Here is a 26,235-nt window from a genome sequence, read left to right on the forward strand (position 1 = left end):
CGCGCAAGCGGACCCTGCCTTTTTCATTTCTTTTTTCCTTCCCTGAAGGGGCGACGCATGGCAACGAGTGAAGAAGTCCTGGCCGGTCTCTGGCAACTGGCGGGGTTGCCCGCCGAGGCGCTGGCTTTTGCGCGGCTCACGGGTGCCGACCCTGTGCTGCCGTCGTCCTTCGCGGTCGGCCTCGCGGCGCAGGCCAGCATCGCCGCCGCCGCGCTCGCGGCCTGCGAGCTGGGACACCGGCGCGGCGTGGCGCGGCAAGAGGTGGCGGTCGACACGCTGCACGCCGCGCTCGACTGCACGGGCTGGTTCAGCCTCGACGGCCGCGTGCCCGATCTGTGGGACACCTTCTCGGGCGTGTACCGCTGCGCCGACGGCTGGGTGCGCATCCACGCCAACTTCAAGCACCACCGCGAAGGCGCGCTGCGCCTGATGAAGCTGGACCCGGCCAGCGCCACGCGCGCCGACGCCGAGGCCGCGATGGCCGGTTGGCGCGCGGTCGATTTCGAATCGGCCGCCGCCGCGCAAGGCCTGGTCGCTACTGCGCTGCGCCGCTTCGACGACTGGGACGCCACGCCGCACGGGCAGGCGGTGGCGGCGCAACCGCTCTTCACCATCGAGCGCATCGGCGATGCACCGCCGCGCGCGCTGCCGCCGCTGCAGGGCGACCAGCGTCCGCTCGAGGGCCTGCGCGTGCTCGACCTCACACGCATCCTCGCGGGGCCGGTCGGGGGGCGGGCGCTGGCGGCGTATGGCGCCGACGTGATGCTGGTCAATTCGCCGAACCTGCCGAACATCGAATCCATCGCCGACACCAGCCGGGGCAAGCTCTCGGCGCACGTGGACCTGTGCACGGACGAAGGTCGCGCCGTGCTGCGCGGCCTCGTGGCCGACGCGCATGTCTTCGTGCAGGGCTACCGCCCCGGCGGCATCGCGGCGCTGGGCTTCGGCCCCGAGGCGCTGGCGCGCGAGCGGCCGGGCATCGTCTGTGTCTCGCTCACGGCCTATGGGACGCAGGGGCCGTGGGCCGATCGGCGCGGCTTCGATTCGCTGGTGCAGACCGCCATGGGCTTCAACCATGCCGAGGGCGAGGCCGCGGGCGACGGCAAGCCGCGCCCGATGCCGATGCAGATCCTCGACGAAGCCAGCGGCTACCTGATCGCCCTGGGCGCCGCCGCGGCGCTGTGGCGGCAGCAGCAGGAGGGCGGCAGCTGGCATGTGCAGGTGTCGCTGGCGCAGACGGGACAGTGGCTGCGCGGGCTGGGGCGTGTGGACGGCGGGCTGTCGATCGCGCGGGCCGATGTCGCGCCGTACGTCGAGACCTCGGCCTCGGGCTTCGGCGAACTGGCGGCGGTGCGCCACAGCGCGCAGCTCTCGCGCACGCCGGCCGCCTGGCCGCGGCCGTCGATGCCGCCGGGCAGCCATCCGCCCGTGTGGCCTGCCGTTGCCGGGGAATGAGAAACTGGGCGCATGGCCTATCTAGACATCGACAACCTCCAGAGCATTTTTCTTGACGACGAGGCGCTGCGCGCACGGCATCTGCAGCGCCAGCCTTGCGGTGCCCTGCACCTCACGAGCGGCCGCATCGTGGCCTGCGATCCGCTGGTGCAGCCCGAGCGCGAGCCTTTCGTTCGCAGCGTGAGCGGGCGCGGCGCATTCCCCGTCGAGGTGCTGCAAGGCGGCGGCCGTCATGCGCTGGCCGTGCTGTGGCTGCGTGAGCGAGGCAGCCTGCCGGCAAGCGATCTGCGCTGGGAAGCGGCGCTGCTCGAAGGGCAGTCGCAGGACGAGCTCGGCAGCGACGAGTTCTACGGCTACCCGGTCGATGCCGGCGTCGGTTGCTTCATGGACGCCGACGGCGCCAAGGCCATGGCCGAGCGCGAGGCGCGCGAGTCCGCCACCAATCCCGAGTACGTCAGCTACTACGACGATGTGCTCGGCGCCGACCTTGCCTCGGCCGACATCGCCGACCACTACCCGCTGGGCGCGGGCAGCGCGAACAACGTGCTGATCTTCAGCGCCGGCTGGGGTGACGGCAGCTACCCGAGCTTCTGGGCGCTCGACGCGGCGGGCGAGCCCGTGGCGCTCGTGACCGACTTCATGGTCATGCAGGGCGGCGACGCGCGCGACGAGGACGACAAGCGCAGCGACGCCTATGTGGCCAGCCTTTCGCCCGAGAAACTGGCGGCGCTCGAGGCGTTGGGCGCGGCGGCGGTCCAGGGCGATGCGGCGGCGATCCAGCCCCTGCTCGCCGGCGGACTCGCACAGCCCAACGAGATCATCCCCTCGCTCGGCGAGACCGCGATCATGAGCGCCATCCGCATGAACCAACTCGACGCGCTGCGCGTGCTGCTGGCGGCGCTGCCGGGCCAACTGCCAATGCCGCCGCAGTTCTACCGGATGGACGAGGAGGAGAGTTACCTCGACTACGCGCGCCGGCTCAAGAAGCCGCGCGTGGAAGGGCTGATCGAGCTGCTCGAAAAGGCGGCGGCGCCGGCGCCGACGGCCAAGCCTGGATTCCTGAAGCGCCTGTTTTCCTGAGAGTGCGAACTTGAACCGTCAAGAACTCCTTGACGGTTGCTTCTTCAATCGCGAATCGGTCACTTCGTGTTCGCCGTGCTGTCAGGTAGCAGGACTTGCTGTTGCGCCGTGGCCGTCGCGCGCAGAAATTCCCACACCGTCTGCATGCGCGCCAAATGCTTGGTCTCCGCCGGCATCGACATCCAGAAGGTCCGCGTGAAGTTCGCCGCGTCCGGCAGCACCGGCTTGAGCGCGCGGTCGTCCTGCGCGATGAACGCCGGCAGCACCGCGATCCCCGCACCCGCCGCCACCGCCCGGTGCTGCGCCAGCACGCTGGTGCTGCGCAGCGCAAAGCTGTCGGGGCGGTGCAGTTCGTCCAGGTACTGCAGCTCCTTGCTGAACAGCAGGTCGTCCACGTAGCTGATGAAGGTGTGGCCGCGCAGGTCTTCGCGCGTCTTGATGGGCTTGTGTGCGGCCAGGTACTGCTTCGAGGCGTACAGGCGCAGCGTGTAGTCGGTGAGCTTGGTCACCACCACCGGCCCGCGCGCCGGCCGTTCGAGCGAGATCACGATGTCGGCCTCGCGCCGCGACAGGTGTACCAGCCGCGGCATCGCGAGCAGGTCGATGGTGAGCTTGGGGTGCTGCACCGCGAACAGCGCCAGCTGCGGCGCCAGCACCACGGTGCCGAAGCCCTCGGTGGCACCGATGCGCACCAGCCCCGACAGGCCTTCCTGCGAGGCCGGCGCAGTGCTCTCCACGGCCTGGAAGGCGCTTTCCATCGCCTCGACCTGGGGCTGCAACCGGCGACCCGCCTCGGTGAGCCGGTGGCCGCCGGCCTCGCGCGAAAAGAGGGGCGCGCCCACCTCCTTTTCGAGCGCCTGGATGCGCCGCGCGACGGTGGTGTGGTCGACCTCCAGCCGGCGCGCCGCGCTCATCAGCGTGCCCGAGCGGGCGAGTTCGAGAAAGTAGCGCAGGTTGTCCCAGTCCATGTGCGTGCGGCCTCGTGCGGGGTGGCGTGCGGTGCTTTGCATTTTTGCAAAGCGATGACGCATATTTGTCTATTGTCATGGCAAATCTGCAAAGCTAGGATGCAGGCTGCACCGGTTCGAACCGGTCCCGTATTCACAGGAGACAAACCCCCATGGACGCCACCACCACCCCCTCGACGCAGGTCGCCACCGTCAAGCTGCTCATCGGCGGCAAGTTCGTCGAATCGAAGACCACCGAATGGCGCGACGTCGTCAACCCGGCCACGCAGCAGGTGCTGGCCCGCGTGCCGTTCGCCACCCAGGCCGAACTCGACGCCGCCGTGGCCTCCGCCAAGGAAGCCTTCAAGACCTGGCGCAAGACGCCCCTGGGCGCGCGTGCCCGCATCTTCCTGAAGCTGCAGCAGCTCATCCGCGAGAACATGGGCGAACTCGCCGCGATTCTCACGGCCGAACAGGGCAAGACCCTGCCCGACGCCGAAGGCGACGTGTTCCGCGGCCTCGAAGTGGTCGAGCACGCCTCGAACATCGGCAACCTGCAACTGGGCGAGCTGGCCAACAACGTGGCCAACGGCGTCGACACCTACACGCTGCTGCAGCCGCTGGGCGTGTGCGCCGGCATCACGCCGTTCAACTTCCCGGCCATGATCCCGCTGTGGATGTTCCCGATGGCCATCGTCACCGGCAACACCTTCGTGCTCAAGCCCTCCGAGCAAGACCCGATGGTCACGATGCGCCTGTGCGAACTGGCGCTCGAAGCCGGCGTGCCGCCCGGCGTGCTGAACGTGGTGCACGGCGGCGAAGCGGTCGTCAACGGCATCTGCGACCACAAGGACATCAAGGCGATCAGCTTCGTCGGCTCGACCAAGGTCGGCACGCACGTCTACAACCGCGCCACGCTGGCCGGCAAGCGCGCGCAATGCATGATGGGCGCGAAGAACCACGCCATCGTGATGCCCGACGCCAACAAGGAGCAGACGCTCAACGCACTGGCTGGCGCGAGCTTCGGTGCCGCCGGTCAGCGCTGCATGGCCGTGTCGGTCGCGGTGCTGGTGGGCGAGGCGCGCAACTGGGTGCCCGAGCTCATCGAGAAGGCCAAGACGCTGAAGATCGGCGCGGGCACTGAAAAGGGCGTGGACGTGGGCCCGCTGGTCTCGTGCGCCGCCTACGACCGCGTGAACAGCCTCATCGAACGCGGCGAAGCCGATGGCGCCAAGCTGGTGCTCGACGGCCGCAAGCCGACGGTGCCCGGCTACGAGAAGGGCAACTTCGTCGGCCCGACGATCTTCACCGGCGTGAAGCCCGGCATGACGATCTACGAACAGGAAGTGTTCGGCCCCGTGCTGTGCATCGCCGACGCCGAGACCATCGACGAAGCCATCGACCTGATCAACAGCAACCCGAACGGCAACGGCACTGCGATCTTCACGCAGTCGGGCGCCGCGGCGCGCCGCTTCCAGGAAGACATCGACGTCGGCCAGGTCGGCATCAACGTGCCGATCCCGGTGCCGGTCCCGATGTTCTCGTTCACCGGTTCGCGCGCCTCCAAGCTCGGCGACCTGGGCCCGTACGGCAAGCAGGTCATCATGTTCTACACGCAGACCAAGACCGTGACGGCACGCTGGTTCGACGACAGCACCGTGAGCCAGGGCGTCAACACCACCATCAGCCTCAAGTGAGGCAGGGGCTTCGCGTCGCAGCCTGGGCCGCCGCGGCGGCGCTTGCCCTGCTGGCCGGCGGGGCGCGGGCGGCCGGCTCCGACGAGCCGGTCGACTGCAATCCCAACGGCAACCAGCAGCAGATGAACGACTGCGCGCTGCGCGATTTCCGCGCGGCCGACGCCGAGCTCAACATCCGCTACGGCGAGGTGATGAAGACGCTCTCGCCGCAGATGCGCGTCGTGCTGCGCACCGAGCAGCGGACCTGGCTCAAGGGCCGCGACCCCGGGTGCAAGCGGGCCGCGAAGGCGAACGAAGGCGGCTCGATCTGGCCGCTGGTGTTCAACGCGTGCCTGGAAACATCGACCCGCAAACGCACCGCCGAACTGGACCTCTGGAAGGGTCGTCAACCATGAATTTCGAACTGTCCGAAGAACAGAACGCCTTTGCACAGACCGCGCGCGATTTCGCGCAGGCCGAGTTCGCACCGCACGCCGCGCAGTGGGACGCCGAGGCGGTCTTTCCGCGCGAGGCCATCGCCAAGGCCGGTGAGCTGGGCTTTTGCGGCCTGTACGCGCCCGAGCGCATCGGCGGCCTGGGCCTGCCGCGGCTCGACTCGGCGCTGGTGTTCGAGGAAATGGCCGCGGTCGACCCGTCGACCACCGCCTTCATCACGATCCACAACATGGCGACGTGGATGCTCGGCACCTGGGCCACCGATGCCGTGGCGCAGCAGTGGGGCGAAGACCTCACGAGCGGGCGCAAGCTGGCGTCGTACTGCCTGACCGAACCGGGCGCGGGCTCCGACGCGGGGTCGCTGAAGACGCGCGCCGAACTGCAAGGCGCCGAATACGTCATCAACGGCAACAAGGCCTTCATCTCCGGCGCCGGCTCGACCGACGTGCTGGTGCTCATGGCGCGCACGGGCGGGGCGGGCGCCAGCGGCATCTCGGCCTTCGCGGTGCCGGCCGACGCGCCGGGCGTGAGCTACGGCAAGAAGGAGCACAAGATGGGCTGGAACAGCCAGCCCACGCGCACCATCAACTTCGACAACGTGCGCGTGCCGGCGCAGAACCTGCTGGGCAAGGAAGGCGAGGGCTTTCGCATCGCCATGAAGGGCCTGGACGGTGGGCGCATCAACATCGCGACCTGCTCGGTGGGCGCGGCGCAGGGCGCGCTCGACGCGGCGCGCCGCTACCTGCACGAGCGCCAGCAGTTCGGCAAGCCGATCGCGAGCTTCCAGGCGCTGCAGTTCAAGCTGGCCGACATGGCGACCGAGCTGGTGGCCGCGCGGCAGATGGTGCGGCTGGCCGCCAGCAAGCTCGACGCGGGCCATGTGGATGCGAGCACCTATTGCGCGATGGCCAAGCGCTTCGCGACCGATGCGGGCTTCAACGTCTGCAACGACGCGCTGCAACTGCACGGCGGCTACGGCTACCTGAGCGAGTTCCCGCTCGAGCGCCTGGTGCGCGACACGCGCGTGCACCAGATCCTCGAAGGCACCAACGAAATCATGCGCGTCATCGTTGCGCGAAAATTGTTGGAAGGCGACAGCGACATCCGCTGACCCCGCCGCACCCAGGACCTGAAAACAATGACCGACAACGTAGTTCTCTTCAACGAAATCAAGACCGCCGGCGGCCAGCGATTTGCCGTGGCCACGCTCAATGCGCCGGCTTCGCTCAACGCGCTGTCCGTGGACATGGTGCGCCTGCTCACGCCCAAGCTGCGCGAGTGGGCGGCCGACGCCGGCATCGTCGGCGTGCTGCTCGACGCGGCGGGCGAAAAAGCCTTCTGCGCCGGCGGCGACCTGCGCCAGCTGTACCAGACGCTGCTCGACTGCGGCCCCGCGCGCAACACCTACGCCGAAGACTTCTTCCGCGAGGAGTACGAGCTCGACCACCTGATCCACACCTTCCCCAAGCCCTTCCTGTGCTGGGGCCACGGCATCGTGATGGGCGGCGGCGTGGGCCTGCTGGCGGGTGCCTCGCACCGCGTGATGACGCTGCAAAGCCGCATCGCCATGCCCGAGATCAACATCGGCCTGTACCCCGACGTGGGCGGCAGCTGGTTCCTGCGCCGCACGCCGGGCCGCACCGGCCTGTTCCTGGCGCTCACGGCCGCCAACATCAACGCGCACGACACCATCTTCTGCGGCCTGGCCGACGTGCTGGTGCAGCACGAGCGCAAGGGCGCGGTGATCGAGGCCATCGCGTCCACGCAGTGGGCCGGCGGTGACGCCAAAGCCGACCGCGCCACGCTGTCGCGCATCCTGGCCCAGGCGGGCGAGGGCGCTGAGATGCCCGCCTCGAAGGTGCGCGAGCACTACGACACGATCAACGCGCTGATGTCCGGCGACGACCTGCTCGACATCGCCAAGCGCCTGCGCAACGTGCAAAGCGACGACGCCTGGCTGCAGACCGCATCAAAGACCTTCACCAAGGGCGCGCCGAGCTCCATCGCGCTGAGCTTCGAGCTCTGGCAGCGCGTGCCGCGCATGTCGCTGGCCGAGGTGTTCCGCCTCGAGTACTGGGCGTCGCTGGGCTTCTGCGCGAACAAGGATTTCGCCGAAGGCATCCGCGCCGTGCTGGTCGACAAGGACCGCAACCCGCGCTGGAACCCCGCCACGCTCGAAGAGATCACGCCGGCCTTCGTCGACGACCACCTGCGTCCGCGCGGCGAGATGCCGGCGGAACTGGCATCGCTGACCTGACCGGCCCCATTCCCTGCACAGAACAACGGAGACAAGACACATGAAGATCGCATTCATCGGCCTGGGCAACATGGGCGGCCCGATGGCCCTGAACCTGCACAAGGCAGGTCACACGCTCAGCGCTTTCGACCTCTCGGCCGAAGCCTGCAAGAAGTTCGCTGCCGAAGGCCTGCCCATCGCCAAGTCGGCGGCCGAGACCGTGGCCGGCGCCGAGGTGGTGATCAGCATGCTGCCCGCCAGCGCGCACGTCGAGGGCCTGTTCCTTGGCGGCGCTGGCAAGCCCGGCCTGCTCGACAGCATCCAGGCCGGCACGCTCGTGATCGACAGCAGCACCATCGCCGCCGCCACCTCGCGCAAGGTGGCCGAGGCCGCTGCCGCCAAGGGCGTCGCGATGATCGATGCGCCCGTGTCGGGCGGCACCGGCGGCGCCATTGCCGGCACGCTGACCTTCATGGTCGGCGGCGACACCAAGGACCTGGAGCGCGCGCGCCCGGTGCTCGAGAAGATGGGCGCCAACATCTTCCACGCCGGCGCGGCCGGTGCAGGGCAGACCGCCAAGATCTGCAACAACATGCTGCTCGGCATCCTGATGATCGGCACCTCGGAAGCGCTCGCGCTGGGCGTGGCCAACGGGCTCGACCCGAAGGTGCTGTCCGAAATCATGCGCCGCAGCTCGGGCGGCAACTGGGCGCTCGAGAAGTACAACCCCGTGCCCGGCGTGATGGAAGCCGCGCCGGCCTCGAAGAACTACGCCGGCGGCTTCGGCACCGACCTGATGCTCAAGGACCTGGGCCTGGCGCAGGAAAACGCCACCGCCGTGCGCGCGGCCACGCCGCTGGGCGGCCTGGCACGCAGCCTGTACGCGGCGCACAGCCTCGCGGGCCACGGCGCGCTCGATTTCTCGAGCGTGCTGAAGCTGGTTCAGAAAGCCGGTTGAACGGCGCGCCGGCCGCGCCGCGCCATCGCGAGCAGCAGGCCGGCCGCCACGAGGTTGGCGCCGATCGCCACGAGGATCGGCAGCAGGTAGCTGCGCGTGAGGTCGAAGGCGAAGCCCGCGGCGCTCGGCCCGATCAGCGTGCCGATGGCCACGCTGGTGTACAGGATGCCGATGATCGCGCCGATGTGGCGTCCGCCGAACCAGTCCATCACCAGCGCGGGCAGCAGCGCCACGAAGCCGCCGTAGAACACGCCGTAGGCAAAGGCGAACAGGGCCAGCCCCCAGAACCCGCCCGACACGGCCCACACCACCAGCGACAGCGCCATGCCCGCCGACATCAGCGGCAGCGCGTAGTGCCGGCCCATGCGGTCGGCCAGCCCGCCCAGGAAGAAGCGGCCCGCCGTGCTGCCCACGCCGATCGCGCCGAGCAGCAGCACCGCCGACGACGCGGCCACGCCGTGGTCGAGCGCGTAGGGCACCAGGTGCACGAAGGGCACGAACAAACCGAACGAGCTGATCAGGCAGGCCGCGTACAGCCCCGCGAAACGGCCCGAGCCCACGGCCTCGCGCACCGAGGCGCCGGGCGGCAACGCGGTGGAGGCCTGCGCCTTCGGTGGATCGCCGTCGGGGCCGAGGCCGCGTGCGCGCGGATCGTTCTCGACCAGCAGCGCCATGCCCACGCCCACCACGGCCGCGAGCACGCCGAGCGCCAGGTAGGCGTCGCGCCAGCCCAGCGTGTCGATGAGCCACGAGGCCAGCGGCGGCATCGCCAGCGTGCCCACGCCGATGCCGCTCACGGCGAGCCCCGAAGCGAAGCCGCGCTGGCGCACGAACCAGCGCTGCACCGCACCCAGCACCGGCACGTACGAGGCCCCCACGCCGAGGCCGACACCGAGCCCGTAGGCCCAGAAGATCTGCGTCAGGCTGCGCGCCTGCCCCGCGAGCACCAGCCCGAGGCCGACCAGCACCATGCCTGCGACCGCCAGCCGCCGCGCGCCCCAGCGGTCGGCGAGCGGGCCGCTGAACACGCCGAGCCCGAAGTACAGGAAGCCTGCGAGCGAGAACACCAGCGACACCTCGCCGCGCGAGGCGCCGAAGTCGCGCTGCAGCGCATCGAGGAAGGCGCTGAAGGTGTAGGCGCAGCCGAAGCCCACGAACATCACGGCGAAGGCGCCGGCGACCACGAGCCAGCCGTGGAAGAAGCGCTGGCGCGGCGCGGCGGGGGAGTCGGGCGTGTTCGGCGTTGTCATGAGGCGATCCGTGGTGGTGGTCGATCTTCAGGCCGTGCACCACCACGCACTGGCCGGATTCGGACGTGATCCTCCCGCCCTCGGGTTCACAGCAATTCGATCCCCGGCAGGCTCTTGAAGCAGCTTTCGCGCGTGACGCGCACGAAGTCGTCCAGCCAGGGCCGCGCCGAGGTGGCCTGCGTGCAGGCCATGTACAGCCGCCCCGTCAGGCCCCGGGCGCCCACGCGGCGCGCCGTGACGTAGCCGCGGTCGAGGTAATTCTGCACCGCCCACAGCGGCAGCGTGGCCACGCCGCGCCCGCTGGCCACCAGCTGCAGCATCGCCACCGTGAGCTCGGTCGTGCGCCGGTGCGCGGGCTCGACGCCGGCGGGTGCCAGCACCTGGCGCACGATGTCGAGCATCTCGTCGGGCACGGGGTAGGTGATGAGCGTCTGGTCGGCGAAGTGCCGGGCCGTGAGGTGCGGCTTGGCCGTCAGCGCATGGTCGTTGGCCAGCAGCGCGACGATCTCGAAGCGGAAGAGCGCGTGGTAGTCGACCGTTTCATCGGGGTCTTCCTCGGAGACGATCGCCACCTCGGCGCGGTTCTGCATCACGAGCGCGATCGGGTCGGGGTGGAAGCCCGAGACGATGTCGAGTTCGATCTCGGGCCAGCGCTGGCGGAAGGCGTCCATCGCGGGCATCAGCCAGTCGAAGCAGGTGTGGCACTCGACCACGATGCGCAGCTGCCCGCTGCGTCCCAACGCCAGCCGCGCCACGTCGCGCTCGGCCTCTTCGACGAGCGGCAGCGCGGTGTCGGCCAGCTGCAACAGCCGCAGCCCCGTGGTGCTGAACTGCGGCGGCACCGACTTGCGTTCGAACAGCTGCGCGCCGTAGCGCTCTTCGAGCAGCTTGATCTGGTGCGACAGCGCCGACTGCGTGAGGTTGAGCAGCTGCGCCGCGCGCACCAGGCTGCCGGTGTCGCGCAACGCGGCCAGCGTGCGCAGGTGGCGGATCTCGAGGATGGACTGCATCATGAAAATGATTCAAGCGAACGGGCAAAAGGTTTCGTTTGAATCATATGCGCCAAACGCCGACCATCACCGGTTTCCAAGACCAGCGACCGGATTACCTGCAATGACCACCCGTACCCACATCCTCGGCTTTCCGCGCATGGGCGCCCACCGGGAACTCAAGTTCGCCCTCGAGAAGCACTGGCGCGGCGAAACCGGCCACGCCGCGCTCGAAGCCGTCGGCGAGGCGCTGCGTGCGCGCCACTGGCAGGCGCAGCGCGACGCGGGGCTCGACTTCGTGACCGTGGGCGACTTCGCCTTCTACGATCACGTGGCCAACCACATCCAGCTGCTGGGCTGCGAGCCGGCGCGCTTCGGCTTCAGCGGCGACGAGCCCGAGCTGTCGCGCTACTTCAAGATGGCGCGCGGGGTGGAAGACGAGGCGGGCCATGTGCACGACGACAGCTGCACCCACGGCGCCGAAGGCACCTTCGCGCTCGAGATGACCAAGTGGTTCGACACCAACTACCACTACCTCGTGCCCGAGTTCGATGCGGCCACGCAGTTCAGGCTGGCGTCGACGCGCCTGTTCGACGAGGTCGCGCAGGCGCAGCAGGCCGGCCACGCGGTCAAGGCCGTGCTGCTCGGGCCGCTGAGCTTCCTGTACCTGGGCAAGGAAAAGGCGGCCGGCTTCGACCGCTTCTCGCTGCTCGAATCGCTGCTGCCCGTGTACGAGCAGGTGCTCGGCCGGCTCAAGCAGCAGGGCGTGGAGTGGGTGCAGATCGACGAGCCGATTCTGGGCCTCGACCTGCCCGAGGCCTGGCGCAATGCCTTCGAACGCGTGTACTGGCAGATCGCGCGCAATGCGCCGAAGCTGCTGCTGGCGAGCTACTTCTCGCCGCTGTCCGAGAACCTGCGCCTGGCCTGTCAGCTGCCCGTGGCCGGCCTGCACGTCGATGCCGTGCGCGCACCGCAGGAGCTGACCGGCGTGGCCGACTGGCTGCCGGCGCACAAGGTGCTGTCGGTCGGCGTGGTCGACGGCCGCAACATCTGGCGCACCGATGTCGATGTGGCGCTGGGCAAGCTCAGGCCCGTGGCCGAGAAGCACCAGGGCGAACTGTGGATCGCGCCGTCGTGCTCGCTGCTGCATGTGCCGTTCAGCCTCGCGGCCGAGACGAAGCTCGACACCGAACTGAAATCGTGGCTCGCCTTCGCGATCGAGAAGCTCGATGAGTTGCGCGTGCTGTGTGCGGCTGTCGATGGCGACGAAGCCTCGGTGGCCGCCGAACTCACGGCCGCCCGTGCCGCCGCGGCCGCGCGCCGCGCCAGCCCGCGCGTGCACCGCGCCGACGTGGCGCTGCGCCTGGCGCGCAGCGTGGCCGGCGACGACCGCCGCGTGTCCGCTTTCCCGCAGCGCCAGCAGCTGCAGCGCACGCGTTTCGCACTGCCCGCGTTGCCGACCACCACCATCGGCTCTTTCCCGCAGACCGCCGAGATCCGCGCGGCCCGCGCCGCCTTCAAGCGCGGCGAGCTCGATGCGGCCGGCTACCGCGAGAAGATGCGCGCCGAGATCGCGCTCGCCGTGCGCAAGCAGGAAGAACTGGGCATCGATGTGCTGGTGCATGGCGAGGCCGAGCGCAACGACATGGTCGAGTACTTCGGCGAGCAGCTCGACGGCTTCGCCTTCACGGCCAACGGCTGGGTGCAGTCATACGGCTCGCGCTGCGTGAAGCCGCCGGTGATCTTTGGCGACGTGGCGCGCCCGGCGCCGATGACGGTCGAATGGACCGCGTACGCGCAGAGCCTCACGACGCTGCCGATGAAGGGCATGCTGACCGGCCCCGTGACCATCCTGCAGTGGTCCTTCGTGCGCGACGACCAGCCGCGCGCCACCACCTGCGAGCAGATCGCGTGGGCGATCCGCGACGAGGTGAACGACCTCGAGGGCGCGGGCATTGGCATCATCCAGATCGACGAGCCTGCCATCCGCGAAGGCCTGCCGCTGCGCCGCGCGGGCTGGCCGGCCTACCTGAAGGCGGCCACGCGCGCCTTCCGGATCAGCGCCTCGGGCGTGCGCGACCAGACGCAGATCCACACCCACATGTGCTATTCGGAGTTCAACGACATCCTGCCGGAGATCGCCGCGATGGACGCCGACGTGATCACCATCGAGACCAGCCGCTCGGACATGGAGCTGCTGCGCGGCTTCGGCGGGGAGGGCGGCTTTCGCTACCCGAACGAGATCGGCCCCGGCGTGTACGACATCCACTCGCCGCGCGTGCCCTCGGTCGACGAGATCGTGCGCCTCATGCGCAAGGCCGCGCAGGTGGTGCCGGGCGAGAACCTCTGGATCAACCCCGACTGCGGGCTCAAGACCCGCGGCTGGCCCGAGACCGAGGCGGCGCTGTCGAACATGGTGGCTGCCGCGAAGCTGCTACGCGGGGAGCTGGCGCAGGCATAAAGGGCGCGGGATCGCGGCGTGCCAATAATGCGGGATGTCCTTGCTGTCCCGCCTGTCGTCGCCCCGTTGCCTCTTGTTGCTGTCGTTGCTCCTTGCCCCCTTGACGGGGTGGACGCAGGACCGCGCGCAGGCCTTGCTCCAGTTCGAGGGCGTGCAGGCGCGCTACCAGAACGCCTACGGCCCCGGCGCCGTGTCGCGCGGTGCGCGCGAGCTGCTGGAACCGCCCGACCTCGCCATTGCCGACAGGGCCCTGCAGTCGCTCGACGTGGCGGCCGGCCGCGCCTTCGACGTGAACGCCTCGGTGGCCGCGATCCGGCAGGACGTGGCGGCGGCCGGGCAGGGCGCCGCCGTGCCGGCGCCCCCCGTGCTGGAGGCCGTGGCGCGCCTGGCGAAGCTGCGCGCCGACTACGCTGCGATGGACGAGCCCGCCAAGGTGACCTTCTTCCATCAACAGCACGCGCGGCCGGCCGACCCGGCGCGCGTCGAACTGCTGTCGCGCATGACGGTGGCCGAGGCGCGCGAGATCGATTTCTCGAGCCAGCTGCTCATGAGCGCGGTGGTCAAGCAGCTGGCGCGCGGGAATGCCGGGCAGTTCAGTTCACTGCCCGACCGCACGCTCGACACCGCGCTCGACTCGCTGTGGTCGCGCGGCGTCACCTCGCCGCGACCGCGCAACCTGATGACCGTGGCGCGCGAGTTCGAAAAGCTGGTCACGCAGGCGCTGCTGCTGGCGCTGCCCGACGCCGACGTGGCCGCCTTGCTCGCCTGGCGCAACGAACCGCAGGCCGCCGCCGAGCGCGAGGCGCTGCTGGGCAGCTACCGCGCCGAGGTCAAGGGCAGCGGCGCGGTCGCGATCCGCACCCTGGTGCGCAGCTGGGGGCGGCCCTGAGACTTGACGACAGAGCGCCAAAGTTTGCAAACTCGAGGGTGTTTGTACGAAAAAGTTTCACGCGAACCCCGCATGTCGGAAAGTTCCCCGTGATTGTTTCAATTCCGTGAACACTGCGATTCAGAATGACTGGGGTTTACCCTAGGAATTTGGCGCACACTTCAGGGCATCCAAAGCCCAATCAAGAAGGAATTGAAATGAAGACCTCGAACATCCTCGCCGCCGCCGCTCTCTCCCTGCTCGCCGCCGCTGGCGCCGCCCACGCAGAGACCTACGAAGGCGTTCACGCCGTGACCTCCGGCTACAGCCGTGCCGACGTGGCACCGCAAGCCGTGGCCGCTGCCCGTGCCGGCAACGAATACAGCGACGCCGTGTCGGCCAGCGTGGCCCCCGTGCTGGCCTCGTCGGTGGACCGCGCTTCGGTCCGCGCCGAAGCCGTGGCAGCCGCCCACGCTCCTGGCCAGAACCTGCGCCGCGAATCCTTCGCCGGCAGCGTGATCCCCTCGCAGGCACGCAGCTTCACGCGCCAGGCTGGCCTGTGATCGACGGCGGCGCAAGCCGCCTCGGTTGAGAGAGACCACCACCCGAAAAGACCGGACCGTGCAACCGCACCGTCCGGTTTTTTCATGCCTGTTCAGGCGCGGCGGTGGTCGCGATGGTCTCGGTGGCAGTGGCAGTCGGGCGCGTGGTCGTCGACGATGCCCGTGGCCTGCATCCAGGCATAGACGATCACCGGCCCGACGAACTTGAAGCCGCGCTGCTTCAGCGCCTTCGACATCGCTTCGGACAGCGGCGTCTGCGTGGGCACCGTGCCCGTGGTGTTGACGACCGGCTGGCCGCCCGCCAGACCCCAGACGAAATCGGAGAAGTCTTCCCCCGCCGCCTGCATCGCGAGGTAGGCCTTGGCATTGCCGATGGCGGCCTCGATCTTGGCGCGCGAGCGCACGATGCCCGCGTTTTGCATGAGGCGCTCGACGTCGGCCGGCGTGAAGCGCGCCACCGTCTCGGGCACGAAGCCCTCGAAGGCCGCGCGGAAGGCGTCGCGCTTGCGCAGGATGGTGAGCCACGACAGGCCGGCCTGGAAGCCGTCGAGCATCAGCTTTTCCCACAGCGCGCGGCTGTCGCGTTCGGGCACGCCCCATTCGGCGTCGTGGTAGCTGGCCAGCAGCGGATCGGTGCGGGCCCAGGCGCATCGCGGGGGTGAGGAAAGGCTGTCGTCGTGAGGCATGGCTCGGCTATCGTCGGGGGATGTTTTCGGAATGAGGGGGTGACCCTGATGCAGCAGTCTCGTTTTTCATTGTCGGCGCTTTCGCTGGCTCTCATGGCGCTCGCCGTCGTTGTCCCGGCCGGTGCCGAGACCCTCAAGAAGCCCGCGCTCGACCAGCTCGCCGCCGCCTGGAAGGGCGGGCGCACGGCGCCCGACTTCAAGGCCTTCCTGGCCCAGGCCGCGCAGGCCCAGCCCGCGCTGCAGCCCGGCGTGGCGGCCTACACCGGCGGCAAGGCGCTGGCGGGCGACGACCTCGTCAACATCGCGCGCCTGCTCGGCCTGTACAACCGGCTGCAGAACCAGCAGGCCGTGATCGCCAGCATCGGCACCATGGTCGCCTTGCCCACGGTGCGCAACGTGCAGGTGCCGCCGCACGAGAGCCCGCCGATGGTCGCGTTCGGCCAGCTGGTCGAGAAGATGGCGAAGGACTTCGGGCTGGGCTACCGCAATGTCGACGGCCGCATCTTCGAGGTGAGCCTCAAGGGCCGCGGCAGCGAGGAGTTCGGCATCCTCACGCACGCCGACGTGGTGCCGGCCGTGCTGTCCGAATGGGTGCTCGAGGACGGCACGCGCCTCGATCCCTTCGCGATGACGCGCGTGGGCGACTTCCTCTACGGGCGCGGCACCATCGACGACAAGGGCTCCATCGCCGCCGTGCTCTACGCCATGAAGGCCGTGAAGGACAGCGGCCTGCCGGTGGAGCGCGGCGTGCGCCTGATGATCGAGACCACCGAGGAAACCGGCGGCGACGCGATGCAGTACTACCGCGACAAGACGCCGCTGCCGGCCTACAACATCGTGCTCGACAGCAAGTACCCCGCGGTCGTGGCTGAGAAGGGCTCGGGCGCGCTCAAGGTGTTCTTCCCCGCGGAAGCGGCCGAACCTGCCGCGACCGCCATCACCGCGATGAGCGGCGCCGCCTCGGCCAACGCCATTCCGCAGACCGCGACCGCCACGCTCAAGGGCGGCGACCTCGCGGCCGTGGCCGCGAAGCTCGAGGCCGCCAAGGCCGCCTTCGTGCGCAAGTACGAAAGCCAGGGCGGCAAGTTCGCGATCGACATCGCGCGCGGCGCCGAGGCCGTCGAGCTGAAGGTCTCCGGCACCTCGGCCCACGGCTCGCGGCCCGAAGAGGGCGTGAACCCCGTGCCGCGCCTGGCGCTGTTCCTGAAGGAGTCCGGCGTACCGCTGGCCGCCAACCCCTACCTGCGGGCCGTGCAGTACATCGACGCGCTCTACGGCACCGGCTACCTCGGCGAGAAGATGGGGCTGGGCTACCAGGACGACTTCATGGGCCCGCTCACGATGTCGCCCACGCTGGTGCGCATGGGCGCCGACGGCCGCCTCGAGGTGACGGCCAACGTGCGCATGCCGCGCGGCCGCACGCCCGACGAGCTGAAGGCGCAGGTGGCGGCCAAGGTCAACGGCTGGGCCACGGCCAGCCAGGTGAAGCTGGAGCTGGCCTACGACCAGGGCAACTGGATGGCGCGCGACCCGAAGGGCGCATGGCTCTCGACCTTGCTCAACATCTTCGGCGACACCACCGGCCTCGAAGCCAAGCCCGTGCCCACCGCTGGCAGCACCACGGCCAAGCTGATGCCCAACGCCATCAACTTCGGACCCGCGATGCCCGGCAAGAAGTACACGGCGCACAACGCCAAGGAATACAAGGAAGTGCCCGATCTCGACGCCGACATGCAGATGTTCACCGAGATGCTGGTGCGCATCGGCAACCTGCAGCAGATGCAGTAGCGGCCAGCGCCGCAGCGATCAGGACTTCGATGTCGCCAGGGGCACCAGCGGTGCCCCGTTCTTCGTCTTGGCCTGGATTTCCGCGATGGTGCGCCGCATCGCGACGAAGCGTTTGGCGGAGTTCGGCGGGGTGCTCATGAAGCCCTTCTTTTTCGCGCCGGCCGTGTGCACCCCGAGTTCGCGCCAGATCCGTTCGGCGCCATCGATGTCGTAGCCTGCTGCGGCCACCATGTAGAGGCCGAGGTAGTCGGCCTCGGCGTCGAACTGCTGCGAGAAGGGCGACGACAGCGCCTCTTGCGCCAGCCCGGTGCCGCCCAGCGCGCCATCCACGATGCCGGCCGCGATGCCCACCGCGCGCGTCTTGCCGCCATGCGACAGCACGCCGTTGGCCAGCTCGTGCCCCAGCACGATCGCGAGGCCGCGGTTGTCGGGAAAGAAGCGCATCAGCGCCGAGTTGACGACGATCTCGTGCCCGTCGTTCTCCGCATGGACCTCGTTCTTCATGCGCGTGACGGCGGTGTAGTTGCACGCCGTGGTGTACGGCAGGCGCAGCGCCGTCGACTGGCCCTCGCGCTGCACCACGGCCTCCAGCCAGCCTTCGCGTTTCGCGGGCTTGGCGCGCGCGGCCTCGATGAGCACGTCGTTGAGCCGGTCGATCCCTTTCTCGCCCGCGGGCAGCGGCTTGCCGCCGACGGACAACAGCACGTCCCCGGCGCGCAGGGGCGTGGCCGGCGCCTGCTTCCTGTCGAGCGTCCACAGCACGGTCAGCCGGTCGTCCAGGTGCAAGGTCTGCTTCGCTGCCGCGCGTTCTTCCTTCTCGAAGCTCCACAGGCTGGCGATGTGCGCGCCCAGGCTGGCCCGCACGTCGCCGCCGCAGAACGGCGCGCTGTGCTCCAGGAGCGGGATCGCCACGTCGTCGAGCCGGCGCTGCAGCGTCATGCGGTGGTTCAGCGACAGCGAGTGCTGCAGGGCCTGCTCCTGCACGACGTCGGGGTCGTCGCTGGCCGGCCGGATGGAGGCGGCGCAGGCCGTGAGGACAAAGGTGGCCGCGATCGACGCGCAGGCCGGGAAGAAGGACGGGCGAGGGTTGTTCATTCGCTCAAGAGGTGCTGGGCATCGGTCGCATCCAGGCGCGGACGCGATGCCGGATGCCATCGAGGGAAGGGGAGTTGCCCGGTGGCGATGGCGACCGGGCGTTCCAGGCAAGGCGAGGTGCCGCGCCCGCTTGGCATTGTGGGAGCGCGAGCGCGCTCTAAGCTGAAGATCAGATGAAGGATCAGCCTGACTTGCGCGCGCGCAGCGTGGCAGAAGGCAGCTCGCCGAAGCGCTGCTGGTAGGCCGCGGCGAACAGGCCGAAGTTGGCATAGCCCCACGCCTGCGCCACCGAGCGCACCGTCGCGCCGGCGTCGGCCATCAGCAGTTCGGCGCGCACGCCCTGCAGGCGCTGTTCGCGCAGCGCGCGCATCGGCGTGGCCTGGCGGTATTCGCGAAAGGCGCTGTTCAGCGTGCGCACGCTGACGCCCGCCACGCTCGCCAGTTCGCCGAGCGTGGGCGCGTGCTGTGCGTGCTCGCGGATGTGGCGCTCGGCCGCCAGCACATGCCGCGGCGCCATGCGGTGCTGCACGGCCTCGGCCGGGTGCTCCAGCTGCTCGCGCCACTGGGTCAGCACGTGCACGCCGATCATCTCTTCGAGGTGCCGCCCCAGCGGACCGGTGTCGACCGCCTCGGGCAGCTCGGTGACGCAGCGGCAGGCATACGACAGCAGCGCGATCCAGCTCGAATGGGCACCGCCGAACTTGAACTTGCGCGTCCACAGCCGCTCGTCGGCGGGCGCGCCGAACCAGCGCGCGTGCAGCGAGGCCAGCGCATCGTGCGAGAAGCTGAGATTCACCTGCAGGTGGTTGGCGTCGAAGTCCACCCAGTAGTGCGTGCGCGAGGTGTCGACCACGAAGGCGTCGCCTACGCCGGTGTCGGCATAGGCGTTGGCTTCGGACCAGTGGCGGCCCGCGCCGCGCACGGTCGTCAGCACCATGCCGACGCCGCTGTCGGGCGAGAAGTCCTTGATGTTCACCGGAATGCCGTAGTGGAAGCGGCTCAGCGTGAAGTGCCCGATGCGTGTGGCGTCGAGCACCGAGTCGGGCGTGCGCGCCCGCCCGATGGGCGTGACGCGGTAGGGCATGTAGATGCGGTCCGACCAGCGCCGGATGTCGTCCCAGTCGTGCGAGGCCACCAGGCGGTGGCGCTCGCTCGGCTGCCCGCGGGCGTCGGTGACCAGCACGTTGCGGATCGCATCCATCGCGCACCTCGGTTCAGAAGGAAGAAGGTGCACGCCCCGGGGCACGCACCGCTCAGCGGCTCAGCGGTGATGGTAAACCGCGGTCTCGAAAGCCACGAAGCCTGGGTAGCTCGCGCAGTCCTGGAAGGGCAGGATCTGCGTCGCCCAGTAGCCGCCGATGCCGCTCTCGCGGTCGATCCAGAAGAAGCTGTTGGCCAGGCCCGCCCACATCAGCGAGTTCGCCGGGCGGCCCGTGGGGGCGCGCTCGCGGTTGGTCATGAAGGTGTAGGCCCAGCCCTTGTCGGTGCCGGGCAGGAACTCGCCCGTGTTGCTCAGCGACGGAACCGAGGTGCGCCAGCCGCCGACCGAGAGGTCCATTGCGGCCAGGCCATCCTGCGCCATGCGCTGCACTGTGTCGGCCTTCAGCACGCGGCCGTTCGGCCCGGCGCCGTCGTTCAGCACCATGCGGATGAACTTCATGTACTCGCCCACGGTGGCATACAGGCCGTGGCCGCCCATGTCCATCGGCGGCGGCTCGGGCAGCACCAGCTCGGGCAGCGGCGTGAGCCGGCCGTCGGCGGCGCGGTCGTGGATGGTCACGCGGCGCGCCTTCATCGACTCGGACATGCCGAAGCCGATGTCCTGCATGCCCAGCGGCTCGAAGACGCGCTCCTTCATCACCTCGCCCAGGCGCTTGCCGCGCTGCTGCTCGACGATGCGGCCCAGCCAGTCGATGTTGGCGCCGTAGGTCCAGGCCGCGCCCGGCTCGTGCAGCAGCACGGTGCGGATCGATTCGAAGCTGCCCGACACCACCGTGGGAATGTTCAGCGCGGCGCGGTACTTCAGGTCGTCTTCGCTGAAGAACTCGTAGCCCAGGCCCGAGGTGTGCAGCATCAGGTCGTTGACCGTGATGCGACGGCGCGGCGCGCGCGTGCGCGGCCGGCCGTCGGCGTCGAAGCCGTCGAGCACCTGCAGTTCGTCGATCTCGGGTGCGTAGGCGCCGGCCGGGTCAGTGAGGGCAATCTTGCCTTCTTCGACCAGCTGCATCACGCAGGTGCCCGTGATCGCCTTGGTGGTCGAGAAGATGGCGAACACGCTGTCGGTGGCCATCGGCCGGTCGAGCCCGAGTTCGCGCGTGCCGGCGGCGCCTTCGTAGAAACTGCCCGTGCGGTCGGTCGCCATCGCGACGACGCCGGGGGCGCCGCCGTGGCGGTGAACGGTCTGGTGCAGCGTTGCGTCGAGCGCGGTCTTCAGCCTGTGCGAGGTCATGCCTTCTTGTCTCCTGTGTGAGGAGGCCGGGCGTGTGTGAAGGGTTGCCTGCGCGCCGGCCTGCCATGCGAAATTCCGCAGGCAGCGGCAATCTAGGGCCGAGGTCTCACCGATCCTGTTCGCAAATGGCGGGCGGCTGTGCGGATCTGGCAGTCATTGCACGCGCGTGACCCGCGACGCGCGCGCGTCGCTTTTTCAGCCCACGCCGTGCGCCTGCAGCACCGCCTTCAGCCGCCGCACCTCGTGCTGCAGGTCGAGGATCAGCGCGGCGGCGTCCAGGTTCACGCCGAAGTCGCGTTCGAGCCGGCGCGCTTCAAGCGCGTGCTGCAGGTCGGTGCTGGAAAACTCCCAGCGTTCGGGCGGTGCGTCGGTCGTGCTGACCTGCACGATGCCCACTTCGACCAGTTGCACGACCCAGGCGGTGTCGGCGCCGCAGGCGTGCGCCAGTTCGTTCGCGGCCAGCGGGTGCGAGACGCCGATGGCCGTGGTGGTGGTCACGGAAGAAAAGTTCGCCATGCTCAGACTCCCAGGTGCTGGCGGGGGTTGAACGAGGAGGTCGCCTGTGCGAGTTGCGCGTAGGCGTTGCGCGCGGCCTCGCTGTCGGCGGGCGGCAGTGCGATCTCGAGCAGCAGGTACAGGTCGCCGGGCGTCTTGCCCGCGAAGCCGCGGCCCTTGAGTCGCAGCTTCATGCCGCCGCGCGCGTTGGGCGGCACGGTGACCTCGACCACGCCGCCGGTGGGCGTGGGCACCTGCACCTGCGCGCCCAGCGCGGCCTCGGCGGGCGTGACGGGCAGCGTCATGTACAGGTCGCGCTCTTCCACGCGGTACAGCTTGTGCGGCGCGATGCGCACCTCGAGGTACAGGTCGCCGGCCGGCTCGCCGCCGTGGCCGGGCATGCCTTGCCCCGCGAGGCGGATGAACTGGCCGGGGTGCACGCCGGGCGGGATCTTCACGGCGAGCGTGCGGTTCTCCCACTGCGGATGGCCCTGCGCGTCGAGCGTCTGGGCGCGCAGCGTGAGCTCGCGCTCGGCGCCGTTCAGCGCGTCTTCGAGCGTGATCTCGATGGCCGCGTGGTGGTCTTCGCCGCGCGCGCGGTAGTTCTGGCGCGTGGCACCACGGCGCTCGGCGTCGCCGAACATCGACGAGAAGAACTCGCTGAAGTCGGCGTGGTCGGCCGGGCCCTGGCGCGGGCCGCGGTGAAATTCGTAGCCGGTGTCCCAGCCGGGCGGCGGCTCGAAGCTGCCGTCGGGGCGGCCGCCGCGCGCGACACGGTCGGCCAGCGCGTCGTAGGCGGCGCGCTTGTCCTTGTCGCCGAGCACGTCCTTGGCCTCGTTGATGTCGCGCATGCGCTGCTCGGCGTCGGGCTCCTTGCTGACGTCGGGGTGGTACTTGCGGGCGAGCTTGCGGTAGGCCTTGCGCACCTCGTCGTCGGACGCGGTGCGTTCGACGCCCAGTGCGCTGTAGTAGTCCTTGAATTCCATGGTGGTGGTGATTCCTTTCGGTGGACGGCGTACAGGGCGACCGGGTCTGACTCAGGCCAGGGCTGCTCCGTCGCCGTCGGCGTGCCGCTGTTGCAGCGGCGTCACGGCCCATGTGGGGCCGGCACGTGTGAAGCGCAAGGGTTGTGCGTTGCCGAAGATGCTCGCATCGACCGCCACGCCCAGCAGCGCGGCCAGCGCGTAGAGCGTGCCGCCGTGCGCCACCACCAGCACCGGCGCGGGCTGCGCGGCGAGCGCGGCGGCCAGCGCCTGGCGCTTGCGGTCGACGAACTGCGCCAGCGTCTCGCCGCCCTCGGGCTCGCAGGCCCAGTCGATGTGGGCCGACGAGGTGCCGATGAGCGCGCCGAAGTTGCGCTCGCGCAGGTTCTCGTGCGCGCTGGGCACGAGGCCCAGCGCGCGCGCCACGGTGTGGGCGGTGTCGAAGGCGCGACGCGCGTCGCTGCACACGATGGCGCCGATCGGCTCGCCGGCCAGCAGCTCGGCCGCCTGCACCGCCTGCTGCTCGCCGAGCGCGCTCAGGGGCTCGTCGGGCGCCTGGAAGACGCGCAGCGCATTGCGCCCGGTCTGGCCGTGGCGCAGGAAGTAGAAGTGGTCGCAGGCCGGGGCGAGCGGCTGCTCGGCGGCCAGGCGGTTCAGCAGGTCGATGCCTGTGGCGGCGTGGGCGGGAAAGGGAACGGTGGTCGAGGACATGGTTCAGTACGCCAGCTGCAGCGGCTTGCCTTCGCGCTGCGCCTGCACGTCGGCCGGGTGGAAGGGCAGCGGATGCCACTGCTTGGCCGCGAACAGCGGCAATTGGTCATAAGCGCGCGGCGAGGCCGGGTCGCTGCTCTGGCCGTAGGTGAGCAGGCCTTGCGCCACCGGACCGCGCGCGTCGAAGGTCACGACCTGCATGTAGCTGCTGCCGTAGTTGATGGCGTAGCCCTTCGGGTCGATCAGCGGCTGGCCCTGCGATTCGAGCTTGTTGAGCACGCCTTCGAATTCGTCGCCGCCGGGCAGCGCGATCTTCTGGCCGCGCACAGTGCGCGACTGCGGCACGCCCAGTGCCACATCGGCCGCGAAGCCGGCGGTGCGCACGGTGCCGACCGCATCGCCCAGCGCCTTGAACACCGCCTCGCGCGTGGCGGGCGTGGCCATGTCCAGGCCGGTGGGCGTGGTCACGGGCTGCGCCGGGTCGAAGGGCACGCGCCAGACCTTCGGCAGGTCCTTGGCCTTGCGCCAGAACTCGCGGAACAGCGCCGCGCCCTTCGATTCGGCGTTGCTGGTGCGGTCCCAGGCGGAGAGCACGCGGCAGCCCAGGGCCTGGTCGGCGTTCAGCGCGGCGCCGGTGGCGGTGCACGCGGCCTTCAGGTCGTCCATCACCAGCATGCCGGCGAGGTTCCTGTCGCGGAAGATCACGCTGCGCAGCTCGGCCGCGCCCATGCGGTTGCCGGGCAGGCCGTCGGTGCCGGCCAGTCGGCCTTCGATTTCCATGATGCCGCTGCGCGTGCGCAGCCGCTGCGGCACGCCGACGGGGCCGACCAGCGGCGATACGCCGGCCATCGGCGGCACGCGCGGGTTGCTGAGCCAGAAGCTGTCGTTGCTGTTCTGCACCCAGTCCGGCGTGACGACGACGGGCATGCGGGCTGGCGCGATGATGCCGGGCGCAGCGGCGGCCGGGTCGCGGTGCCAGGCGCAGGCGCTGCGCGAGCCGTCGAGCACGGGCAGGCCGGCGGCGTTGAGCAGCGCGGCGGCGGCCGGAGAGGGCGCGCAGGCCTTGAGCATCTCGGCCGACACGTCGGGCACCACCGACAGGTCGGCGTACATCGCGTTGCCTTCGCGGTCGGCCGCGAGGGTGTTGATCCACGGGATGCCCTGGTTGCCCATGGCGGCGCGCAGCTCGGCGACGTTGCGGGCCCGGCCCATCTTCATCCAGCTTTCGGCGGAGCGCACGTTGAGCGTGTTGGCGTCGCGGATCGCATAGGCCTTCTGGGCGGTCCAGCCCAGGCCGGCGCGCGGCAGCGAGACCACGGGGCCCCAGTCGGTCGCGTAGAAGGTGTGCTGCACGGGCGCGCCGCCCGCCGTGGCGGCGGCCGGCAGTGCGACGGTGCGCGCGACCATCTTCTTCGGCTGGCCGTCGACCCAGTACACGGTCGGGTCGTTGGGGTCGAGCTTGAGTTCGTACAGCGTGAAGCGCTTGCCGGTCGACACGGTGTGGGTCCAGGCCACGTCCTTGTTGAAGCCGATCGACACCACCGGGCTCAGGCCGCCGGTGGCGCCCATCACGTCGAGCTGGCCGGGGATGGTCAGGTGCATCTGCCAGAAGCGGTTGGTGCCGTTCCAGGGGAAGTGCGGGTTGCCCAGCAGCAGGCCCTTGCCGTCGGGCGTGGCGTTGCGCCCGAAGGCCCAGCCGTTGGAGCCCAGCTCGCCGCCCTCGGGGTTGGCGTTGAAGCTGTGGCGGCCGATCTCGGCCACGGCGTCCTGCAGCGCGACCGGCGCCGCGCCGGTCTTGGCGCCCGGGGCCGGCGGCACGGCGGCCAGCACGGCGCCGGCCAGTGCGCCCAGGCCGCCCTGGATCATCGATTGCTCGGTGGCGCGCGCCAGGTCGGCGGCCGTCATCGGGCGCACCCAGGGCTTGCCGCGGCAGGCCTCGGGCAGGCCATTGGGGCCCGCGCCCTGCAGGTAGCGGTTGTAGCCCGCCACGTAGCCGCGCAGCGCGGCCTTCACCTCGTCGTTGGTGGTGGCCGCCGCGCGAGCCAGCGCCGCGTCGTCCATGTGGTAGCGCACGAACAGGTCGATCTGCGCGTTGGGCATGCGGCCCAGGCCGAAGTCGCCGGTGTTCTGTGCCCCGAGGAACTGCGCGCGGTCGCCGCGCAGCGTCAGCAGGTGCTCGGCGGTCTGGCAGACGTTGTCCTGCGCATGCGCGTAGGCGGTACCGTAGGCCAGGCCTTCGTAGTCGGGCGCCGTGATGTGCGCGATGCCGAAGGTGGTGCGCTCGATGCTCACGCTGCGGCTGCCGGGCGGCGGCGTGCTGGCACAGGCCCCGAGCAGGGCGACCAGGCCCAGGGAGAGGGCCGTCAACGAGAACCGGGAGCGCGAGGTGTTCGAAGTCATGGGGCGGGCGTGAGGTGGGGAAAGGGTCGAAAAAGAGGGACCGATTAGAGGATGAACCTCCGCCGCGCACTGTCGCCAGCGCGGCACGCCTTGCCACTTACCTCAGCCGAACTTCATGCCCTTGGGCCGCGCTTGCAGCCGGTGGATGTACGCGTCGAGCTTGGGCCGGTTGGTGCGCCCGCCGAAGGCGCGGTGCCAGATGAGCATCGAGCCGATCATCACGTCGGCGGCCGTGAACTGGGCACCGAACAGGTAGGGACCGTCGCCGAGTTCGCGTTCGACGGCGTCCTTGGCCTGCTCGAAATCGGTCCAGCCGCGCGCGCTGTTATTGCTCTTGATCTTCAGCAGGCTGTCGCCCATCGAGGGCTCCAGCTGCGCGGTCGAATAGACCATGAGCGACAGGTAGCGCCCGCGCTCGGGCGTGCCCACGGCCGGTGCCAGGCGCTTGCCGGGGTACTTCTCGGCGATGTACATGCAGATGGCCGCGTTCTCGAAGATGCGCGTGCGGCCGTCGACCAGCGCGGGCAGCTTGCCGGCCGGGTTGATCTTCAGGAACTCGGGGCGCTTGTGGGCGCCCTCCCGGATGAGGGTGGGCACGATCTCGTAGTCGACCTCGGCTTCGTCGAGCATCCACTTGGCGACCTGCGCACGGCTGCGCGGGTCGAAATACAGCTTCATCGTCATGCGGG

General features: G+C 69.9%; 23 protein-coding genes. 11 read left to right on the forward strand and 12 right to left on the reverse strand.

Annotated elements, in window-relative coordinates; all coding sequences use genetic code 11:
- Window positions 1-57 precede the first annotated feature (57 nt).
- Both AC07O4_RS11705 and AC07O4_RS11710 read left to right on the forward strand, forming a co-directional pair.
- Window positions 58-1,455: a CoA transferase gene (locus AC07O4_RS11705; RefSeq protein WP_495304600.1), complete on the forward strand. Its 1,398-nt coding sequence runs from the start codon at window positions 58-60 to the stop codon at window positions 1,453-1,455.
- A 12-nt stretch (window positions 1,456-1,467) separates the two neighbouring features.
- Complete coding sequence (locus AC07O4_RS11710; RefSeq protein WP_495304601.1) at window positions 1,468-2,535, forward strand: DUF4241 domain-containing protein; 1,068 nt, start codon at window positions 1,468-1,470, stop codon at window positions 2,533-2,535.
- A gap of 59 nt (window positions 2,536-2,594) precedes the next feature.
- Here AC07O4_RS11710 and AC07O4_RS11715 read toward each other — a convergent pair whose 3' ends face one another.
- On the reverse strand, window positions 2,595-3,503 hold the full coding sequence (locus AC07O4_RS11715) for a LysR family transcriptional regulator (RefSeq protein WP_495304602.1): 909 nt from the start codon (window positions 3,501-3,503) through the stop codon (window positions 2,595-2,597).
- A 152-nt stretch (window positions 3,504-3,655) separates the two neighbouring features.
- Between AC07O4_RS11715 and AC07O4_RS11720 the strand changes: the two genes are divergently transcribed.
- From AC07O4_RS11720 to mmsB, 5 genes are read left to right on the forward strand one after another with little or no spacing between them, the layout of a single operon-like run.
- Window positions 3,656-5,179, forward strand: a complete 1,524-nt coding sequence (locus tag AC07O4_RS11720; protein WP_070059334.1) for a CoA-acylating methylmalonate-semialdehyde dehydrogenase — start codon at window positions 3,656-3,658, stop codon at window positions 5,177-5,179.
- Window positions 5,176-5,574 carry a lysozyme inhibitor LprI family protein gene (locus tag AC07O4_RS11725; RefSeq protein WP_495304603.1) on the forward strand — a complete coding sequence of 133 codons (399 nt, stop codon included), beginning with the start codon at window positions 5,176-5,178 and terminating at the stop codon, window positions 5,572-5,574. The genes AC07O4_RS11720 and AC07O4_RS11725 overlap by 4 nt, the downstream gene beginning before the upstream one ends.
- Complete coding sequence (locus AC07O4_RS11730; protein WP_095744914.1) at window positions 5,571-6,725, forward strand: acyl-CoA dehydrogenase family protein; 1,155 nt, start codon at window positions 5,571-5,573, stop codon at window positions 6,723-6,725. Before AC07O4_RS11725 ends, AC07O4_RS11730 begins: the two co-directional genes overlap by 4 nt.
- Window positions 6,726-6,752: 27 nt before the next feature.
- On the forward strand, window positions 6,753-7,871 hold the full coding sequence (locus AC07O4_RS11735; protein WP_495304604.1) for an enoyl-CoA hydratase/isomerase family protein: 1,119 nt from the start codon (window positions 6,753-6,755) through the stop codon (window positions 7,869-7,871).
- Between the two features lie 40 nt (window positions 7,872-7,911).
- Window positions 7,912-8,808 (forward strand): 3-hydroxyisobutyrate dehydrogenase, encoded by an 897-nt coding sequence (gene mmsB / locus AC07O4_RS11740; RefSeq protein WP_070059330.1) that lies wholly within the window; start codon window positions 7,912-7,914, stop codon window positions 8,806-8,808.
- On the opposite strand, the gene AC07O4_RS11745 is transcribed toward mmsB, so the two are convergent.
- Both AC07O4_RS11745 and AC07O4_RS11750 read right to left on the reverse strand, forming a co-directional pair.
- On the reverse strand, window positions 8,793-10,058 hold the full coding sequence (locus AC07O4_RS11745) for an MFS transporter (RefSeq protein ID WP_495304605.1): 1,266 nt from the start codon (window positions 10,056-10,058) through the stop codon (window positions 8,793-8,795). The two genes, mmsB and AC07O4_RS11745, sit on opposite strands and share 16 nt — an antisense overlap.
- Before the next feature lie 86 nt (window positions 10,059-10,144).
- On the reverse strand, window positions 10,145-11,071 hold the full coding sequence (locus tag AC07O4_RS11750) for a LysR family transcriptional regulator (RefSeq protein ID WP_062476461.1): 927 nt from the start codon (window positions 11,069-11,071) through the stop codon (window positions 10,145-10,147).
- Window positions 11,072-11,171: 100 nt separating this feature from the next.
- Between AC07O4_RS11750 and metE the strand changes: the two genes are divergently transcribed.
- The 3 genes from metE (at window position 11,172) to AC07O4_RS11765 (ending at window position 14,939) form a co-directional block, all read left to right on the forward strand.
- A complete protein-coding gene (metE, locus tag AC07O4_RS11755; RefSeq protein ID WP_492742047.1) occupies window positions 11,172-13,508 on the forward strand; it encodes a 5-methyltetrahydropteroyltriglutamate--homocysteine S-methyltransferase in 2,337 nt (778 codons plus the stop codon).
- A gap of 100 nt (window positions 13,509-13,608) precedes the next feature.
- Window positions 13,609-14,397, forward strand: a complete 789-nt coding sequence (locus AC07O4_RS11760) for a hypothetical protein (protein ID WP_495304606.1) — start codon at window positions 13,609-13,611, stop codon at window positions 14,395-14,397.
- Window positions 14,398-14,594: 197 nt separating this feature from the next.
- The gene (locus AC07O4_RS11765; RefSeq protein ID WP_062481853.1) at window positions 14,595-14,939 is read left to right on the forward strand and encodes a hypothetical protein; all 345 of its coding nucleotides are present in this window, start codon (window positions 14,595-14,597) and stop codon (window positions 14,937-14,939) included.
- Window positions 14,940-15,031: 92 nt separating this feature from the next.
- Here AC07O4_RS11765 and AC07O4_RS11770 read toward each other — a convergent pair whose 3' ends face one another.
- A complete protein-coding gene (locus AC07O4_RS11770) occupies window positions 15,032-15,625 on the reverse strand; it encodes a DNA-3-methyladenine glycosylase I (protein ID WP_495304607.1) in 594 nt (197 codons plus the stop codon).
- Between the two features lie 48 nt (window positions 15,626-15,673).
- Here AC07O4_RS11770 and AC07O4_RS11775 point away from each other — a divergent pair, with 48 nt between their 5' ends.
- A complete protein-coding gene (locus AC07O4_RS11775; protein WP_495304608.1) occupies window positions 15,674-17,413 on the forward strand; it encodes a dipeptidase in 1,740 nt (579 codons plus the stop codon).
- Between the two features lie 18 nt (window positions 17,414-17,431).
- On the opposite strand, the gene AC07O4_RS11780 is transcribed toward AC07O4_RS11775, so the two are convergent.
- The 8 genes from AC07O4_RS11780 to AC07O4_RS11815 all read right to left on the reverse strand — a co-directional run bounded on the left by AC07O4_RS11780 (window position 17,432) and on the right by AC07O4_RS11815 (window position 26,230).
- Entirely contained in the window at window positions 17,432-18,508 is a 1,077-nt protein-coding gene (locus tag AC07O4_RS11780) for a M48 family metalloprotease (RefSeq protein WP_495304609.1), read from the reverse strand.
- Window positions 18,509-18,689: 181 nt separating this feature from the next.
- Window positions 18,690-19,709 (reverse strand): AraC family transcriptional regulator, encoded by a 1,020-nt coding sequence (locus tag AC07O4_RS11785; RefSeq protein WP_447743475.1) that lies wholly within the window; start codon window positions 19,707-19,709, stop codon window positions 18,690-18,692.
- 60 nt (window positions 19,710-19,769) lie between these two features.
- Window positions 19,770-20,957: a serine hydrolase domain-containing protein gene (locus tag AC07O4_RS11790; protein WP_495304610.1), complete on the reverse strand. Its 1,188-nt coding sequence runs from the start codon at window positions 20,955-20,957 to the stop codon at window positions 19,770-19,772.
- A gap of 195 nt (window positions 20,958-21,152) precedes the next feature.
- Window positions 21,153-21,473 carry a chaperone modulator CbpM gene (locus AC07O4_RS11795; protein WP_307637010.1) on the reverse strand — a complete coding sequence of 107 codons (321 nt, stop codon included), beginning with the start codon at window positions 21,471-21,473 and terminating at the stop codon, window positions 21,153-21,155.
- 2 nt (window positions 21,474-21,475) lie between these two features.
- Window positions 21,476-22,438: a DnaJ C-terminal domain-containing protein gene (locus tag AC07O4_RS11800; protein ID WP_070059322.1), complete on the reverse strand. Its 963-nt coding sequence runs from the start codon at window positions 22,436-22,438 to the stop codon at window positions 21,476-21,478.
- Window positions 22,439-22,489: 51 nt separating this feature from the next.
- Window positions 22,490-23,146: a histidine phosphatase family protein gene (locus AC07O4_RS11805; protein WP_495304611.1), complete on the reverse strand. Its 657-nt coding sequence runs from the start codon at window positions 23,144-23,146 to the stop codon at window positions 22,490-22,492.
- A 3-nt stretch (window positions 23,147-23,149) separates the two neighbouring features.
- Complete coding sequence (locus AC07O4_RS11810) at window positions 23,150-25,546, reverse strand: penicillin acylase family protein (protein WP_495304612.1); 2,397 nt, start codon at window positions 25,544-25,546, stop codon at window positions 23,150-23,152.
- Window positions 25,547-25,648: 102 nt separating this feature from the next.
- Complete coding sequence (locus AC07O4_RS11815; protein ID WP_369632401.1) at window positions 25,649-26,230, reverse strand: glutathione S-transferase family protein; 582 nt, start codon at window positions 26,228-26,230, stop codon at window positions 25,649-25,651.
- Window positions 26,231-26,235: the final 5 nt, after the last annotated feature.

It is taken from the genome of Variovorax sp. GW821-FHT09D04 (assembly GCF_059416405.1).